Annotated in this window: 16 protein-coding genes and 1 other RNA gene; 8 read left to right on the top strand and 9 right to left on the bottom strand. The window is 61.5% G+C overall.

Annotation, left to right across the window (positions count from 1 at the left end):
• Positions 1-101: 101 nt before the first annotated feature.
• Positions 102-1,103 (bottom strand): 2-hydroxyacid dehydrogenase, encoded by a 1,002-nt coding sequence (locus DQ393_RS01750; protein WP_112340100.1) that lies wholly within the window; start codon positions 1,101-1,103, stop codon positions 102-104.
• A 190-nt stretch (positions 1,104-1,293) separates the two neighbouring features.
• Between DQ393_RS01750 and DQ393_RS01745 the strand changes: the two genes are divergently transcribed.
• Both DQ393_RS01745 and DQ393_RS01740 read left to right on the top strand, forming a co-directional pair.
• Complete coding sequence (locus DQ393_RS01745; RefSeq protein WP_112340099.1) at positions 1,294-1,833, top strand: SH3 domain-containing protein; 540 nt, start codon at positions 1,294-1,296, stop codon at positions 1,831-1,833.
• A 98-nt stretch (positions 1,834-1,931) separates the two neighbouring features.
• Positions 1,932-2,531 carry a cadmium resistance transporter gene (locus DQ393_RS01740; protein WP_245430233.1) on the top strand — a complete coding sequence of 200 codons (600 nt, stop codon included), beginning with the start codon at positions 1,932-1,934 and terminating at the stop codon, positions 2,529-2,531.
• Positions 2,532-2,622: 91 nt separating this feature from the next.
• On the opposite strand, the gene DQ393_RS01735 is transcribed toward DQ393_RS01740, so the two are convergent.
• A complete protein-coding gene (locus tag DQ393_RS01735; protein WP_112340097.1) occupies positions 2,623-3,615 on the bottom strand; it encodes an adenosine kinase in 993 nt (330 codons plus the stop codon).
• Positions 3,616-4,116: 501 nt separating this feature from the next.
• Here DQ393_RS01735 and DQ393_RS01730 point away from each other — a divergent pair.
• Both DQ393_RS01730 and DQ393_RS01725 read left to right on the top strand, forming a co-directional pair.
• Complete coding sequence (locus DQ393_RS01730) at positions 4,117-5,061, top strand: AEC family transporter (protein ID WP_112340096.1); 945 nt, start codon at positions 4,117-4,119, stop codon at positions 5,059-5,061.
• A gap of 121 nt (positions 5,062-5,182) precedes the next feature.
• The gene (locus DQ393_RS01725; RefSeq protein ID WP_112340095.1) at positions 5,183-6,340 is read left to right on the top strand and encodes a patatin-like phospholipase family protein; all 1,158 of its coding nucleotides are present in this window, start codon (positions 5,183-5,185) and stop codon (positions 6,338-6,340) included.
• A gap of 60 nt (positions 6,341-6,400) precedes the next feature.
• On the opposite strand, the gene DQ393_RS01720 is transcribed toward DQ393_RS01725, so the two are convergent.
• On the bottom strand, positions 6,401-6,979 hold the full coding sequence (locus DQ393_RS01720) for a c-type cytochrome (RefSeq protein ID WP_112340094.1): 579 nt from the start codon (positions 6,977-6,979) through the stop codon (positions 6,401-6,403).
• A 151-nt stretch (positions 6,980-7,130) separates the two neighbouring features.
• Between DQ393_RS01720 and DQ393_RS01715 the strand changes: the two genes are divergently transcribed.
• Positions 7,131-7,886, top strand: a complete 756-nt coding sequence (locus DQ393_RS01715; RefSeq protein ID WP_112340093.1) for a 3-deoxy-manno-octulosonate cytidylyltransferase — start codon at positions 7,131-7,133, stop codon at positions 7,884-7,886.
• 24 nt (positions 7,887-7,910) lie between these two features.
• Positions 7,911-8,765, top strand: a complete 855-nt coding sequence (locus DQ393_RS01710) for a prephenate dehydratase (protein ID WP_112340092.1) — start codon at positions 7,911-7,913, stop codon at positions 8,763-8,765.
• A 204-nt stretch (positions 8,766-8,969) separates the two neighbouring features.
• Here the strand turns inward: DQ393_RS01710 and DQ393_RS01705 are convergent, their stop codons facing one another.
• The 6 genes from DQ393_RS01705 to DQ393_RS01675 all read right to left on the bottom strand — a co-directional run bounded on the left by DQ393_RS01705 (position 8,970) and on the right by DQ393_RS01675 (position 12,575).
• Positions 8,970-9,368 carry a VOC family protein gene (locus tag DQ393_RS01705; protein ID WP_112340091.1) on the bottom strand — a complete coding sequence of 133 codons (399 nt, stop codon included), beginning with the start codon at positions 9,366-9,368 and terminating at the stop codon, positions 8,970-8,972.
• A gap of 241 nt (positions 9,369-9,609) precedes the next feature.
• Positions 9,610-9,978 (bottom strand): VOC family protein, encoded by a 369-nt coding sequence (locus DQ393_RS01695; protein WP_112338900.1) that lies wholly within the window; start codon positions 9,976-9,978, stop codon positions 9,610-9,612.
• 220 nt (positions 9,979-10,198) lie between these two features.
• Complete coding sequence (locus DQ393_RS01690) at positions 10,199-10,426, bottom strand: hypothetical protein (protein WP_112340089.1); 228 nt, start codon at positions 10,424-10,426, stop codon at positions 10,199-10,201.
• An 83-nt stretch (positions 10,427-10,509) separates the two neighbouring features.
• Positions 10,510-11,196: a helix-turn-helix transcriptional regulator gene (locus DQ393_RS01685; RefSeq protein ID WP_112340088.1), complete on the bottom strand. Its 687-nt coding sequence runs from the start codon at positions 11,194-11,196 to the stop codon at positions 10,510-10,512.
• Between the two features lie 12 nt (positions 11,197-11,208).
• Complete coding sequence (gene nudC / locus DQ393_RS01680) at positions 11,209-12,168, bottom strand: NAD(+) diphosphatase (RefSeq protein ID WP_112340087.1); 960 nt, start codon at positions 12,166-12,168, stop codon at positions 11,209-11,211.
• Positions 12,165-12,575 carry an HIT family protein gene (locus tag DQ393_RS01675; protein ID WP_112340086.1) on the bottom strand — a complete coding sequence of 137 codons (411 nt, stop codon included), beginning with the start codon at positions 12,573-12,575 and terminating at the stop codon, positions 12,165-12,167. The genes nudC and DQ393_RS01675 overlap by 4 nt, the downstream gene beginning before the upstream one ends.
• 92 nt (positions 12,576-12,667) lie before the next feature.
• Here DQ393_RS01675 and ffs point away from each other — a divergent pair.
• Positions 12,668-12,764: signal recognition particle sRNA small type (gene ffs / locus DQ393_RS01670), an RNA gene on the top strand.
• A 64-nt stretch (positions 12,765-12,828) separates the two neighbouring features.
• Positions 12,829-14,703 (top strand): DNA polymerase III subunit gamma/tau, encoded by a 1,875-nt coding sequence (locus DQ393_RS01665; protein WP_112340085.1) that lies wholly within the window; start codon positions 12,829-12,831, stop codon positions 14,701-14,703.
• The last annotated feature ends 7 nt before the right edge of the window (positions 14,704-14,710 follow it).

The following is a 14,710-nucleotide window of genomic DNA, read 5'->3' as shown; positions in this document are numbered from 1 at the left end:
GCCGGCTTTATGACATGCACATGACCGGCGAGAGGGAAGTGAGATCAAATTTGCAGCTGGGTATTCAGCCCCGTTTCGGCAGGAGAATCAGAACGCTTCGGTCATCGAAACGGCAGCACGCGATTGGGCGGACGATGGCCATCGATGAAGGTGCGGATATTGATGATCACCTTGTCGCCCATGTCGATGCGGCCCTCGAGCGTCGCCGAACTCATATGCGGCAGGATGACCACCTTGCCCTCGTTGGCGAGCTTCACCAGCTTCGGATTGACGGCAGGTTCATTCTCGAAGACGTCGAGACCGGCACCGGCGATCTTGCCCTCGCGCAGGATCTTGATCAGCGCCGTCTCGTCGATGACGTCGCCGCGCGCCGTGTTGACGATGTAGCTCGTCGGCTGCAGCAGCGCCAGGCGGCGGGCCGAGATCAGGTGATAGGTGGCCGGCGTCGACGGGCAATTGACCGAAACGATATCGACGCGGGCGAGCATCTGGTCGAGGCTGTCCCAATAGGTCGCCTCCAGCTCGTCCTCGGTTGCCGGATTGACGCGCTTGCGATTGTGATAGTGGATCGACAGGCCAAAGGCCTTGGCGCGGCGGGCGACGGCCGTGCCGATCCGCCCCATGCCGACGATGCCGATGCGCTTGCCGTGAATGCGGCGGCCGAGCATCCAGGTGGGCGACCACCCAGCCCATTCGCCGGGTTTGTCGGTCAGCACGCGCGCACCTTCCGCCAGCCGCCGCGGCACGGCGAGGATGAGCGCCATGGTCATGTCTGCGGTATCTTCCGTCAACACATTGGGCGTATTTGTCACGGTGATGCCGCGGCGGGCGGCGGCTTCGACATCGATATGATCCGTGCCGTTGGAGAAGCTGGCAATGAGCTTCATCTGCGGGCCGGCCTCTTCGATCACCTCCGCATCGATGCGGTCGGTGACCGTCGGCACCAGCACATCGACGGAGCGGACAGCCTGGATCAGCTCGGCCTTGCTGCGCGGGCGATCATCGATATTGAGTTCGGCATCGAAGAGTTCGCGCATCCGCGTCTCCACCGCGTCCGGCAGTTTGCGCGTGACGTAGACCTTCGGTTTTTTCTTCGTCGTCATGGCGAGCGGCGATGCCTTGTTCAGATGTTCTTAACCAAGAAGCAGGATAATTTTCCCGTTCCGGGCATTTCTACCAGACCCGCAGGCGAAGACAAACAAAACTCGCTGACGCGATCCGGAGATTTGCCGCTCACCGGAGCGAAAGGTTGCCGGAATGGCGCCTTTGTCATGACGAACGAACGGAAATCCCATGCGTGGCAACGTCTTGAAGTCCTGCGCCATTTTCGCGATCGGCCTGATGATGGCCGCTGCGTCAGCGGATCTTGCCGCCGCCCAGGCGGCCAAGGGGCCGAGCGGCTTGCCGCTGCCGCGCTTCGTCACGCTGAAGTCGAAGCGGGTCAATCTGCGCATCGGTCCGAGTGCCGATTACGCGGTGTCGTGGCTCTACCTCAAACAGGGACTGCCAGTCGAAATTATCCAGGAGTATGATAATTGGCGGCGCGTGCGCGATGCCGACGGCACGGAAGGCTGGGTCAACCAGTCGCTGCTATCAGGCCAGCGCTCGGCGATTGCCGCTCCCTGGATGAAGGGCAAGGGCAAGGCCGTCTTCGTCAACATGCGCCGTGAGTCCCAACCGTCCGCCGCCGTCATCGCCAAGCTTCAGCCCGGCGTGATGATGACCGTCAAGGAATGCACCGGCGACTGGTGTCTCGTCAGCGCCGATGGCACCGAGGGCTGGGTGGCGCAATCCGAGATCTGGGGCGCTTACCCCGGTGAAGCCTTCAAATAACCAAACCCGCGTCGTTCCTCGGTGAATGCAGCCGCGCGATTTTTCCGGCGCGATGAAATATCCGGTATCGCAAAGGGAGAGCGGCGATCTTGGGTTATGTGCTTGGTGTCTTCGGCGTTGCTGTCGCCACGTTCGTTTCGACTAATGTAGACGACATCTTCGTTCTTCTCGGTTTCTTTGCCGATCCTAAATTCCGCTTGAACCAGATCGTCATCGGCCAATATCTCGGCATCGGCGCGCTCTATGGCTTCAGCGCCGTCGCCTCGCTGCTCGTCCTCGTCATTCCCGCCGCCTATATCGGCCTGCTCGGCCTTGCTCCGATCTATTTCGGCCTGAGGCGGTTGTGGGAGATCTGGAACGGCGTCGAAACAGGGGATGATGCGGAAGATCACCAGAAGGCCTCGGCTGGGCACGGCAACATAGCGGCCATCGCCCTTGTAACGATCGCCAATGGCGGCGACAATATCAGCATCTACACGCCGCTTTTCGCCACCCGCTCGGCTCATGAGATCCTGATCATCGGCTGCATTTTCGCAATGCTGACGGCGGTGTGGCTGGGCGCGGCCCATTCCCTCGTCAATCATCCGAAGCTCGGAGCGCCGATCAGGCGACACGGACACAGGGTCGTCCCATTCGTGCTGATCGCGCTCGGTATCCTCATCCTGTATGAGGCGGGAACCGCGAGGCTCTTCTGGTAATGAGCCTTGCCCAGCGAGTTCATGATAAAAGCCGCCCAGCGAACTGCTGAAGGCGGCTTCCATGAGCTGTTGATGGCGAATCTAAAGACGGTCAGAGCAGCCCGAATTCCCTTGCGGCCTCCGAGAGCGACCGCATCGGCCGCGGGCCGATCTGTTCGATGACGATGGCTGCGGCAAGGTTGCCGAGTTTGGCGCAATCTTCCAGGCTACGGCCCTGCGTATAGCCGAACAGGAAACCGGCAGCGAAAAGATCGCCGGCGCCGGTCGTGTCGACACGCTCCTCAATGGGGTGGGCATCGACGATATAGCGTTCGCTGCCGCGCACGATGACGGCGCCGTCCTTGCCCGTCGTCACGGCGGCGATCTTGCAATCGGCCGCAATGAGCTTCAGCGCCTTCTCGAAGTCATCGGTCTCGTAGAGCGAGAGGGCTTCGTCGCGATTGGCGAAGACGATATCGACGGTGCCGGAGCGCATGAGATCGAGAAATTCGTCGCGGTAGCGGCCGACGCAGAAGCTGTCGGACAGCGTCATCGACATTTCACGGCCATTGTCGTGGGCGATGCGGGCGCATTCGCGGATAGCTTCCTTGGCGCGCGGCGGATCCCAGAGATAGCCTTCGAAATAGGTTACCTTGGCATCGGCTACGACGTCCGCCTCGACATCTTCCGGACCGAGTTCGACGCAGGCGCCAAGATAGGTGTTCATGGAGCGCTCGCCATCTTCCGTGACAAAGATCATCGAACGAGCGGTTGGCGGGAAGGTGCCCTTCGCCTTGGTTTCGTAGTGTACGCCCTGGGCGCGGATGTCATGCGCGAAGATCTGGCCGAGCTGGTCTTCGGCGACCTTGCCGAAATAAGCCGCCTTGCCGCCGAAACTCGCGACACCTGCCGCCGTGTTGCCGGCGCTGCCGCCCGAGGCTTCCAGAGCCGGTCCCATGCGCGAATAAAGCAGTTCGGCGCGCTCGGCGTCGATGAGGTTCATCGCGGCTTTGGTGATGTTGTTGTCGATCAGGAACTGATCGTCGCAACGGGCGATAATGTCGACGATGGCATTGCCAACGGTCAGTACATCGAAGCGAGTCATCTATTGGAGGATCCCGGTGTTGGTGATAGCCGGTATCCGGTATTATCGGTTTTTCCGAAGTTTGGAAGAAAAATCAGCGCCGGCGCGGCCAACTTGAGCTCAATCAGTCATTTGCCTGTCACTTTCTATCTTTAAATGCTTATCAAGCGGCTGGGATGGGAAGCTCGAAAGACTTCCGAGCCAGTCTGGGAAGGAATGATGCCTTCCGCCTCACCGGTACGCGGGCCGACCACGGATGAACTGGCGGCATGTGCACCGGGGGGACTTTCCGGCGAGGCCGGATACACAAGCGGGCATTGCCCGCTTTTTTGTTTTTACAGGTTCTCACACCTACAAGGCGCCGCGATCCGTCAGATCCGTTCCTGGTATTTTAAGCTTTTGATTTTGTGCATGTCGTCTTCGCAAAACCGCTCCGCACTTTTGCGCGACATGCTTTGAGCAAGCTGCTACAACTCCTTGATCGCTCTTCCCAAGCCACGATTTTCACGGCCCCCGCCCGGCATGTCCGAAATTCTCATCGACGTCCTCCCCGTCTTTCTGCTCATTCTCGTCGGCTGGGTCATCGTGCGCACCGGCCTGCTGAAAGCCGATGTCGGCGAAGCAATGAGCGAGTTCGTCTTCAAGGTCGCCGTGCCGCTCCTGCTGTTCCAGACCATTGCCGAGGCGAATTTTCGCGGTGCTTCGCCCTTTCGGCTATGGATCGCCTATTTCTCCGGTGTCGCCGTCACCTGGGCTGCCGGCCATATCGTTGCGACGCGGATGTTCGGGCGGGACGCACGGATCGGCGTGCTGGCCGGCGTCTCATCCGCCTTCGCCAATACGATCTTCATCGGCCTGCCGCTGGTGGGACGCACCGTCGGGCCGGACGGCGTCATGGCGATGTCGATTCTGATTGCCGTGCACCTGCCGACCATGATGATCGCCGGCACGCTGCTGATGGAGCAGGCCGAGCGCAAGGAGAATGCCGGCGCCGGCCGCAGCACCAGCGAATTGCTGCGGCAGGTCGGCAGGAACCTGGTGCGCAATCCGCTTGTCATCGGGCTCTTTTGCGGCCTTGTCGTTCACCTCACAGGCGTTCCCATCCCCGCGACACTCGGCACCGTGGTCGACAGCATCGCCAACATCGCCGGCCCGGCGGCGCTGATCTCGCTCGGCATGGCGCTGCGCCAATACGGGCTGTCGGGCAATCTCGGCATCACCAGCGTGATTGCCGGCTTCAAGCTGCTTCTGCTGCCGGCCTGCGTACTGGCGGCGGGTCTTCTGCTCGGCCTCAGCCCAGAATGGCGGGCGGCACTCGTGCTCACCGCCGCCGTTCCCACAGGTGTGAACGCATGGCTGATTGCCAATCGCTTCGGCGTCGGTCACAGTCTCGCTGCCTCGACGATAACTTTGACGACGGCGCTCGGGGCATTCTCGGTGTCGCTCTGGGCCTATCTGCTCGCCTAGCGCCGGTCCGGTTCCGCCGACTTGCAATGGCATATCTCCGCATTCGGAGAAGCAGGCAGGAAAATGGTCATATATTTGCGCATCCCGGCCTTCCCACCCGGAGCGCAGCAAAGGATGGCACATGAATATTGCAGCTCCAGTTACCAATCCAGCGTCCGCCTATTCACAGAAGGTTTTCGTGCTGCAGGGCGGGGGCGCCCTCGGCTCCTACCAGGCCGGCGCCTTTCAGGCGCTCAGAGAACAGAATATCGAACCAGACTGGATCGCCGGCATCTCGATCGGCGCCATCAACGCCTCCATCATGGCCGGCAACGTGCCGGGCGAGCGGCTCGAGAAGCTGCGCTCCTTCTGGAACAAGGTCACCATTCAGCTTCCGGTCGACCTCCTGATGGAGCGGCAGCGAGAAACGAACCCTTTCTATCGCACCGTCAGCAGCTGGTGGGTATCGACCTTCGGCGTGCCTGGCTTCTTCTCGCCCTGGCAGCTGCCGGCCTGGTTTCAAGCGCGCGGCTCGGCGGGTGCCACCAGTGTCTACGATACCGAACAATTGCGCCAGACGCTGCTCGATCATGTCGATTTCGACCGGATCAACCATGGTCCGGTGCGCCTCAGCCTCGGCGCGGTCAATGTGCGCACCGGCAATTTCGCATTCTTCGACAATCGGGACATCAAGATCGCCCCCGAGCACGTCATGGCGAGCGGCGCGCTGCCGCCCGGCTTTCCAGCGATCAAGATCGGCGGTGAATATTATTGGGATGGCGGTCTCGTCTCGAACACGCCTCTGACCTATGTGCTGCGCAACGGCGCCGCAATCGATACGGTCGTCTTCCAGGTCGATCTCTTCAGCGCCATCGGCCCGCTGCCGCAGGACCTGGAAGAGGTGGAAGAGCGGCGCAAGGACATCACCTATTCGAGCCGCACCCGGCTCAACACCGATCTCTTTCTGGAGCGTCATCGCCTGCGGCGCGCGATATCCGAGCTTTATGCGCGCCTTCCAGAAGAGGCCAAAGCCGATCCGGAAATCAGCAAGCTGGAGCAGCATTGCTCCGACTATGGCGTCACCATCATTCACATGATCTATCGCAACAAGCAGTTCCGCTCGCATTCGAAGGACTACGAGTTTTCGGCGCTATCGATGCACGAGCATTGGGAGGCCGGCTTGCGCGATGCCCGCAAGGCGCTGGCCGCGGAAGACTGGCGCACGCCTCCGAGCGCCGTGGATGGTCTCAAGGTCTTCGACCTCGATCAGAGAACGAAATCACGCCGCCATTCGGTCTGAACAGCAGCATGAAAAACCCGGCTCCTGGCAGCCGGGTTTCAATCCATCATTCAGATTATCTCAGTTCGTAGCGGCCGGTGCGTTCGGATCCGGCAACGGCACCTGCGTATCGGCCAGCGTACGCAGATAGGCGATCACGTTGGCGCGGTCCTCTTCCTTCGGCAGACCGGCAAAGCCCATCGCCGTACCGGCGACGAACTTCTTCGGAGCTGCGAGGAAGTGATAGAGATGATCATAGGTCCACTTTTCCGAACCGCCCTTGGAAAATTCCTTCATGCCGGCCGAATAGGCAAAGCCCTCGTGTTCGGCGACCGGACGGTCGACAATACCCCAGAGATCGGGGCCGACCTTGTTCGGTCCTCCCTTCTCTCCGGAATGACAGGCCTGACACTTCTTGAAGATGGCTTCGCCGGCTTTGGCGTCAGCCTTCTGCAGCAGCTGGGCGATCGGCGTTTCCGCCTTGGCGGCCGCACCCTTGTCACCGCCTGCAGCCGGCTCCTCGGTCGCAACAATCGCGAAACCGGGCTTTTCCGGTGTCTCTGAATGGAAAATAAATCCTGACGCGAGCGACACGGACTTCAACACGAACAGCGTGGCCAGAAGCGCCCCGACACCCATGTTCACGTAGGATGAATTCATCTGCTATGCTCCCCTCGCCGCCGGCATCCTCCGCCGGCCCATCTTGAATTCGCGCGAAACCTATGTCTTTTGGCTGTTTCTTGCAACTCTGTAAACGGTCTCCACCGTGAGACGTTTTGACACTTTTCCCTCGGGAATAGAAGGCCCAACAATGACTGATCCGAATTTAGACAAGACGCTGGTCCTCATTCCCGCCCGCATGGCCTCCACGCGCCTGCCGGGCAAGCCGCTGGCTGACATTTGCGGTCTGCCCATGATCGTACAGGTTGCCAAGCGCGCGCGCGAGGCGGCGATCGGTCGCATCGTCGTCGCCGTCGACCATGAGGATACCTATGCCGCCGTCGCTAATGCCGGCTTCGAGGTCGTCATGACGCGCACCGACCATCAATCCGGCTCGGACCGCATTTACGAGGCGCTGCAGGCGGTCGATCCTGAAGGTCGCGCGGAGATCGTCGTCAATGTGCAAGGCGACCTGCCGACCATCGATCCAGCGACCATCCGCGCCTCGCTGCGCCCGCTGGAAGATCCGGCCGTCGACATCGCGACGCTGACCGTCGAGATCAAGGACGAAGAAGAAAAGACTGCGCCGAGCGTCGTCAAGGTCATCGGCTCGCCGATCTCGGAGAGCCGCCTGCGCGCGCTCTATTTTACCCGCACGACCGCCCCCTACGGCAAGGGGCCGCTCTATCACCATATCGGCCTCTACGCTTACCGCCGCGCTGCACTCGCGAAATTCGTGAGCCTCGGCCCATCGACGCTGGAATTGCGCGAATCACTGGAGCAGCTGAGGGCGCTGGAGGCCGGCATGCGCATCGATGTCGAGATCGTTGACACGGTCCCGCTCGGTGTCGATACTCCCGCCGACCTCGAAAAGGCCAGATGCATCCTCTCCGCCGCTTCTCTCTGACGGCATTCCCCCAAGGGCAGTCCCATGATTACCAAGACCAACAAGATCTCCTTCCAGGGCGAGTACGGCGCCAATTCCGACATGGCCAGCCGCGACATGTTCCCGACCATGGAGCCGCTGCCCTGCCAAACCTTCGAGGATGCCCTCACCGCCATCGAGAACGGCGATGCCGATCTCGGCATGATCCCGATCGAAAACACGATCGCCGGCCGCGTCGCCGACATCCATCATCTGCTGCCGGAATCGCGCCTGCATATCGTCGGCGAATATTTCATGCCGATCCGCTTCCAGCTGATGGTGCTGCCAGGCGTAAAGAAGGAAGAAATCCGCACGGTGCACAGCCATATCCATGCGCTCGGCCAATGCCGCAACATCGTCCGCGCCAACGGCTGGAAGCCTGTCATTGCCGGCGATACGGCGGGGGCTGCCAAGCTGATCAAGGAAACCGGCGACCGCAGCATGGCGGCGCTGGCGCCGCGGCTTGCGGCCGATCTCTATGGGCTGGAAATCATCGCCGAGAATGTGGAAGACACCGAAAACAACATGACGCGCTTCGTCATCCTTTCGCGCGACGAGGATTGGACGGAACGCAGTTCGGCGGATGAAAAGATCGTCACGACTTTCGTCTTCAACGTCCGCAACATTCCAGCCGCCCTCTACAAGGCGCTCGGCGGCTTCGCCACCAACGGCATCAACATGACGAAGCTGGAAAGCTATCAGCTCGGCGGCCGTTTTGTCGCAACGCAGTTCTATGCGGACATCGAGGGCCACCCTTCGGATCCGCATGTGCGCCGCGCGCTGGAGGAACTGCGTTTCTTCTCCGAAAAGGTCCGGATCCTGGGCGTCTACAAGGGTCATCCGACGCGGGGCGATCTCTAACATTCGACGCGAACCCGGGCCACCTCGTGGTTCGAGGCAGCACCGTTTTCGCCGCGCTTGACGGCGCCGCTCTGCACCACGAGGTGGATAACGCCCTGTGGTGAGGCACACAAAGATCAGTCCTCGTGGTGAGGTGCGGAGCTCGAAGAGCAAAGCCTTGAACCCCGAGGACGAGTGGTTAAACCGCTACAATTCCACGGCCGGCTATCCTTCGGCCTTGGTCACGACCTCGATGCGATGCCCGTCCGGATCGATGACGAAGGCGGCGAAATAAGTCGGCCCGTAATGCGGTCGAAGACCAGGTGCGCCATTATCCTTGCCGCCATGAGCCAATGCGGCCTGATGGAACAGGACGACAGCCTCACGGCCCTGTGCAGCAAAGGCGAGATGAAAGCCTGGGCCTGGCGCATGAGCCTCTTTGCCGCGCAGTTTGATGGCGAACTTATCGCCCCCACCCGGCGGGCCATATCCGATCGCCTGGTCGGGATCGCCGGGGGTCAAGTCTTCCCAAACCCTGATATAACCGAGCGGCGCAAATGCTGCGTCATAGAAGGCGGCGGCTTTCTCGATATCGGATACACCGAACGAAATATGATGGAGCAACTGTTCCTCGCGTGGTTTTGGGTGCATCGATCAATGTCTTTTGCGGACGCCTATCATCTCAAGCCCCTCATCCGGCCTCCTCAGCTTGCCGAAGGGCGGCCACCTTCTCCCCGCCTGCGGAGAAGGGGATAGACCCACCTGCAGCCTACCTTCCATCATCGGCTTGGCGAGGGAACACAGATCGTCCCCTCTCCCCGAAAGCGGGGAGAGGGCTAGGGTGAGGGGCAGGCAGGGCATGAATTCACTTATCCGGCTCACAAACGCGCAGGCGATGGCCGTCGGGATCAAGAACGACGAAAGTCGGGCCGAAATCCATCGTCGTCAGTTCCTGCGCGATCGGCAGGCCGCGCGCCTTCCAATCCCTGTAGTGCTGCTCGACGGCCCCGGTGCCTTCGACCATGAAGCCCAGTTCGCCGCGATTGCCGATGGCGGAGGGCTGTGGCTCGACGCTGCTGCGGCGCCAGAGACCGAGACTTAAGCCATTATCGAGCGCGAAGGCCACGAAATTCGGCGAGGCGAATGCCGGCTCACGGCCAAAGAGATCGCGGTAGAACGGCGTGCTTTCGCTGGGATCCTTGACGTAGAAGATGATGAGATTCGGGCTTGTCATTTGGATATTCCTCTTGTTTTGGTGGAGTTAAGGGCATGCGGATAGGGCCGGCGAACGGAACAAAGTTCGCCGGAGATGACCGTGTCATTGCCTGGTTGGGTGCTTGCGAAGATGCGCTTCCAAAGGGCATTGCGCTGTTGAGATCAGCGCCTTGCGCTCGGATGTTTGATTATGCGTATGTCGTTATCGCGAAGGCCGCGACGAGCTCCCGCGGCCGGCCTCAGCGCATCCGATCTTCCTCTCGATACGGAGCACAGCCGTCCAGGAAGCCCAGATCTCGTTTCACGGAATCCGGCACTTCTTCGATATCGAGGCGATTCCACCGGCGGGTGAAATAGCCAAGCGCGATCTCAGAAAGACGATCCAGCCATGACCGATGCTTGCCTCTGTGCGCCTCGACGTCGCCGCGATGCATTCCTTTCATCGTGATGAAAACGCTACTTGCCATGATCGGTCCTCCTTCCTGTTTGGATGGAGCCGATTATAACTATCCCTACTGACAGTTTCTGGCAGTAGCATCGCGCCAGCCAGTCAATTATGGGCAATGCCCTCTTTGGCTTGCCATTCTCTTGCAAGCGCGACGCGACGGCGCGGGTAGCGCGCCTCGAGCACCGCGAAATCGACGATGCGGTCGGCGCGGAAATGGCGGAAATCCTGGCGCAGCTCGCACCATGCCATGATGATGCGGGAATTGTCGAAATAGCCGAGCGCGAAGGGCCAGATACGGCGGGTGGAAATGGCGCCGTTCACATCGCCATAGGTCAATTGCACCATGCGTTCGGTGCGGATCGCCTTGCGCATCAGGGAGAGATCGGCCTTGTCTTCCGTGATGCGGCGCGTGCCGACGACCACGGCGGCCTGATCGATCGCCTCGCGCATCTCTGGAGGCAGAACGGCAGCGATCTTGGCGAGAGCATCGGTTCCGGCTGCCGCCAAGCGGGCATCGGTTGCTCGCGCCACCCATCTCGACCCCAGCACCAGCGCCTCGATCTCGTCTTGCGAAAACATCATCGGCGGCAGCATGAAGCCGGGCTTCAGAACATAACCGATGCCGGGCTCGCCCTCGATCATAGCGCCTTGCGACTGCAGACTGGCGATATCGCGATAGAGCGTGCGCAGGCTGACGCCGGTTTCCTCCGCCAGAACGGCACCGCTCACCGGACGACGATAGCGCCGCAGCGTCTGCAACAGCGTCAGCAAGCGTTCGGAGCGGGCCATGGCAGGATAGTCCTAGCGCTTCCATTCCACCCAGTCGCGCATCAGGCGATGGGCGATGGCGCCCTTGGGCGGAGATGTGTTGCCGGAAGCCGAGACGCGGTCGAGCATGGCGAGCGTCTCCTCCGGGGTAAACCAGCGGCAATCCTCGAGCTCGGCCTCATCCATATGAATGTCCGTCGACTTGGCCTCGGCATAGCAGCCAATCATAAGGGAATGCGGCATGGGCCAGGGCTGGGAAGCATGGTAGCGCACGCGGCCGATATGAATGCCGGATTCCTCATGCGTCTCTCGACGCACCGCATTCTCGATGGTTTCACCCGGTTCGACGAAACCGGCGAGACAGGAATACATGCCCGGCGCGAAATGATGGCTGCGGCCGAGCAGGCAGCGATTCCTCTCCTCGTCGATGCAAAGCATGATGACCACAGGGTCCGTGCGCGGGAAGATCGTATGTTCGCAGGCCGTGCAGACCCGCTTGTAGCCGCCGATCCGGCTGTCCATGACCGAGCCGCAGCGGCCGCAGAAGCGGTTGTCGCCATTCCAGCGGAGGAGGCTCATGCCCTGAGCGGCCTCGCCCAGGATTTCGCCTTCGAGCAGCAGGTCGCGCCAGAGGGAGCGCATGTCGGCGGGCTTATACTGGCTGGCAAGCTCGTCGGCATTGACCCGCACCGGCACGGCAAGCCTGGGCTCGCCGGTCTTGCGATAGCCGAGCAACACGGCTTCCTCCCAATTCGGATCGAGTTCCTGCAGCTCGTAGCGGGCAAACAGCGGATCGAGTACCTGCCCGTCATGCTTCAGGACAAGCCGATCCTGTGCGAATGCCAGGATATGCGTGCCGTCCTTGGCGAGGGCCTGCTTGATCGATTCCTCGTCGCGATGCTCGGCATCCCGGTTGAGCTGGTTTTCCGCAAAGGCGGTGAGACTGCTGGCTTCGGGATGCGGCGCATCCGAGGAAAAGATGGAATGGCTCATTGTGAAAGCGTTTCCCGCAACTTGGCTATGAGGTTGTTCATGTCTTCGTCCGAATAGGGTTCGGCCTTGCCGTAGCCCCAGACCGGGCCTGGCCAGTTGGCATCACCTTCGAACCGCGCAATCACATGAACATGAAGCTGACGGACGATATTTCCAAGTGCCCCGACATTGATTTTTATCGCACCCGTCACCGTCTTCAGGGCGCTTGCGACCTTATCCGTTTCGAAGGTCAGCAGGATCCGGTCGAGCGGGGTCAGCTCGAAAACCTCCGATTTGCCGGGCCTGCGGGGGATCAGCACCAGCCACGGCCAGCGGCTATCCTTCATCAGCCGCACGTCGCACAGGCCGGTGATGGCGACGGAAACGCTGTCATTCGCCAGACGGTCGTCGAGCGTAAACTCCTTCAAGGGGGGCATCCTCCATAGTTTTATCAAATGTTTAGCAGTTTTTTTTGACCTTGGCTTGCTTTTGATGACGATATTGCCGATATGTGCATCCGGGAGGTTGGTGGTGGACGAGCCACTCGCCAACCGGGTCAGGTCCGGAAGGAAGCAGCCCTAACGAGCCCGGCACGGGTCATCGTGCCAGCCTCCCACCCTTTCCGAAAGCAGGACCCGGCTTTCCGGGCGACAAGCAGGGCACCGGGCAAAAAGCAGGGCGATGAGCGACAGCGAGCGACAAGCAAAAGATGCCGCCTCGACCGGCACCGGTTACCGGGTGCTGGCCCGCAAATACAGACCCAAGGACTTCACGGACCTGATGGTCGGCCAGGAGCCGATGGTTCGCACGCTGACCAACGCGTTCGAGACCGGCCGCATCGCCCAGGCCTATATGCTGACCGGTGTTCGCGGTGTCGGCAAGACCACCACCGCCCGCATCCTGGCCCGCGCCCTCAACTACAAGACCGCTGCCGTCGATCGGCCCACGATCGACCTGCGCGAACCCGGCGAGCATTGTCAGGCGATCATGGAAGGCCGGCATGTCGATGTCATCGAGATGGACGCCGCCTCCCACACCGGTATCGATGATATCCGGGAAATCATCGAGCAGGTGCGCTACCGGCCGGTCTCGGCCCGCTACAAGGTCTACATCATCGACGAAGTGCACATGCTGTCGACGGCGGCCTTCAACGGGCTGCTGAAGACGCTGGAGGAGCCGCCCGAGCATGTGAAGTTCATTTTCGCCACCACCGAAATCCGCAAGGTTCCGATCACGGTGCTGTCGCGCTGCCAGCGCTTCGACCTGCGCCGCATCAGCGCCTCCGATCTCGTCGGCCTGTTCACCACCATCACCGGCAAGGAAGGCATCGAGGCCGAGCCGGAAGCGCTCGCCATGATCGCCCGCGCCGCCGAAGGCTCGGCGCGCGACGGCCTGTCGCTGCTCGACCAGGCGATCGCCCATGGCAGCGGCTACGTTGCCGCCGACGCGGTACGCGCGATGCTTGGACTTGCTGACCGCGCCCGCATTGTCGATCTCTTCGGCCACATCGTCAAAGGCGACGTCGCCGCGGCACTGGCCGAATTCAACGGCCAGTACGAGGCCGGCGCCAACCCTGTCGTCGTGCTGACCGACCTTGCCGATTTCACCCATCTCGTGACCCGCCTCAAATATGTGCCCGATGCCGCCGACGATCCGTCGCTCAGCGAAATCGAGCGCACGAAAGCGGCGGAATTCGCGCAAGGGGTCGCGGTAACGGCACTTTCCCGCATCTGGCAGATGCTGCTCAAGGGCATTACCGAGACTGAGAATGCCTCGCGCACCGCCGGCGCTGCCGAAATGGTGCTGATCCGTCTTGCGCATGCCGCCCACCTTCCCGCACCCGAAGATGCGGCACGCAGGCTTGCCGAATTTTCCGACGGCAATGGCGGCTCCCGCCCCTCACCATCTCCGAGCGGCGGCAATGGCGGCGGAGCAGTGTCCTATCAGGGCAGCGCCATGGCCCGCGCGGTCGAAACACCGGCGCCACGGCCTGCACCTTCCGCCCCGGTCGCCATGTTGCGCGCCGTGCCGAATACACAGCCGGATTCGCAGCCCGTCGGCCGCATCGAGACGAAACCAGCCGAAGCGCCGAAACCGCTCGTACCGGTCAATTCGATGGCTGATATCGCCGAACTTGCGAGCCAGAAGCGCGATCCGAAGATGAAGGCGCTGGTGCGTACCTTCGTGCGCCCGGTCAAGCTGGAGCCGGGAAGGCTCGATGTGAGCCTGGCCCCCGGTGCTCCCGGCACGCTGCTGAATGAGCTTGCCGTCAAGCTGAAGGAATGGACCGGCATCCACTGGATCGTCAGCCTGAGCTGCGAAGAGGGTCAGCCGACGCTTGTCGAAGCAGAAGCGAACGCCCAGAAGCAGCGAGTCGCCGATGCACGGCAAGACCCCGATGTTGCGGCGATCCTGGCGCAATTTCCGGGCGCAAAGATCATCGACGTGCGCGTGCGGGCACCCGAGACGGACGACGAAGAGGAAGCAGCCGCCCCGCCGGCGGTCGCCGAATCCGTCGATGGCGATATCCTGCCGGGCGACGATATAGAATTCTAAGGGTAGG

The organism is Martinezella tropici, assembly GCF_003287875.1.
GTDB lineage: Bacteria > Pseudomonadota > Alphaproteobacteria > Rhizobiales > Rhizobiaceae > Rhizobium > Rhizobium tropici_C.
The sequence above is the reverse complement of the archived record's forward strand: the minus strand, read 5'-3'. Positions and strand labels throughout refer to the sequence as shown.